Source organism: Halomonas sp., assembly GCF_041689495.1.
Taxonomy (GTDB): Bacteria; Pseudomonadota; Gammaproteobacteria; order Pseudomonadales; family Halomonadaceae; genus Halomonas.
On sequence record NZ_JBDNGD010000225.1, the window covers coordinates 1 to 1,616 of the forward strand.

Here is a 1,616-nt window from a genome sequence, read left to right on the forward strand (position 1 = left end):
ATCACATAGAGGTCGCCCTTGCCGGACTTGTGCACCGGCCCCTGCCCGGCCACGATATCGCCGATGTCCCAGCCCCTGACATCCTCGAGCACCGCCGCCGGAAGGCCCTTCTTGTCGACGTACAGCTGAACCTGCCCGGATACATCCTGAATGACCATGAAGGGTCCGCGCTTGCGCATGATGCGACCGGCCACCGCGGCCCGGCGACCCAATGCCTCGAGGGATTCCTTGTCCCTGTCCCCCAGTTTGGCCACCAGTTCAGCCGCCAGGCTGTCACGGCGGAAATCGTTGGGGAAGGCACTCTCACCGCGAGTCTGTGCAATCTCGCGGCGTTCGGCCAACTTGGCGCGCCGCTCGACGATGAGATGGTTGTCGTCCTGCTGAGATGAATCCTGGGTGGCCATGTCGCTACCTGTGAAGAATTTGGGCGTCAGGCTGCCGGCAACGGGCTACGAGGGCAAGTAGGCGGCCCATCGCACGAAGCCCGTGGCTACAGTCCTTGCTTTAAGCTGGCTTCGATGAACGGGTCGATGTCGCCGTCCAGCACCTTCTCGCAATTGCTGGTCTGAACGCCCGTCCGCAGGTCCTTGATGCGCTGGTCGTCCAGGACATAGGAGCGGATCTGGCTTCCCCAGCCGATATCGGCCTTGGAGTCCTCGGCTTCCTGTTTGGCGGCATTACGCTTCTGCATCTCCAGTTCCCAGAGCTTCGCCTTGAGCTGCTTCATGGCGAAATCGCGGTTGGCATGCTGGCTGCGCTGACCCTGACAGGCCACGACGATACCCGTGGGCTCATGGGTAATGCGTACGGCCGAGTCGGTGGTGTTGACGTGCTGTCCGCCGGCACCGCTGGAGCGATAGGTGTCGACGCGAAGGTCAGAGGGATTGATCTCAACCTCGAAACTGTCGTCGATCTCCGGTGACAGGAACACCGATGCGAAGGACGTGTGGCGACGCCCGCCGGAGTCGAAGGGACTCTTGCGCACCAGCCGATGAACACCTGTCTCGGTGCGCAGCCAGCCGAAGGCATAGTCGCCCTGAACATGCAGGGATGCCGACTTGATCCCCGCGACGTCACCGGCGGAGACCTCGATGATCTCGGCCTTGAAGCCATGGTGCTCGCACCAGCGCAGGTACATGCGCAGCAGCATGTTGGCCCAGTCCTGGGCCTCGGTGCCGCCGGAACCCGCCTGGATATCCAGATAGGCGTTGTTGGGATCCATCTCCCCGGCGAACATCCGCCGGAACTCGAGCTTCTCGAGGCTGGTCTGCAAGCCCAGGAGTTCCTTTTCCACTTCCGCCACCGTGGATTCGTCTTCCTCCATCTCGGCCAGCTCCAGGAGATCACGGCTGTCCGCCACCCCTTGGCTCAGGGTATCGAGGGTCTCGACCACGAGTTCCAGGGAAGCACGCTCCTTGCCGAGTTTCTGGGCGTAATCCGGATCACTCCAGACATCCGGATTTTCCAGCTCGCGGGTGACTTCCTCTAGCCGATCCTTCTTTTCGGCATAGTCAAAGATACCCCCTCAGGACATCTGTCCGCTCGGACAGGTCCTTGATGAGGTTGTGTATAGGGTTGGTTTCCAGCATGGGCTCGCTCGCGTGACGCTTCAGTGG

At 61.8% G+C, this 1,616-nt stretch carries 2 protein-coding genes; both read right to left on the bottom strand.

The window, feature by feature from the left end:
• Positions 1–404: OB-fold nucleic acid binding domain-containing protein (locus ACESMD_RS08015; protein ID WP_372612018.1), on the bottom strand; the 404-nt coding region annotated here is incomplete at its 3' end.
• Positions 405–490: 86 nt separating this feature from the next.
• Positions 491–1,589 (bottom strand): peptide chain release factor 2 gene (gene prfB / locus ACESMD_RS08020; RefSeq protein WP_372612020.1). Its coding sequence is split into 2 segments (ribosomal slippage): positions 491–1,513 and positions 1,515–1,589, totalling 1,098 coding nucleotides; the frame shifts between segments, so codons are not numbered across the junction.
• Positions 1,590–1,616: the final 27 nt, after the last annotated feature.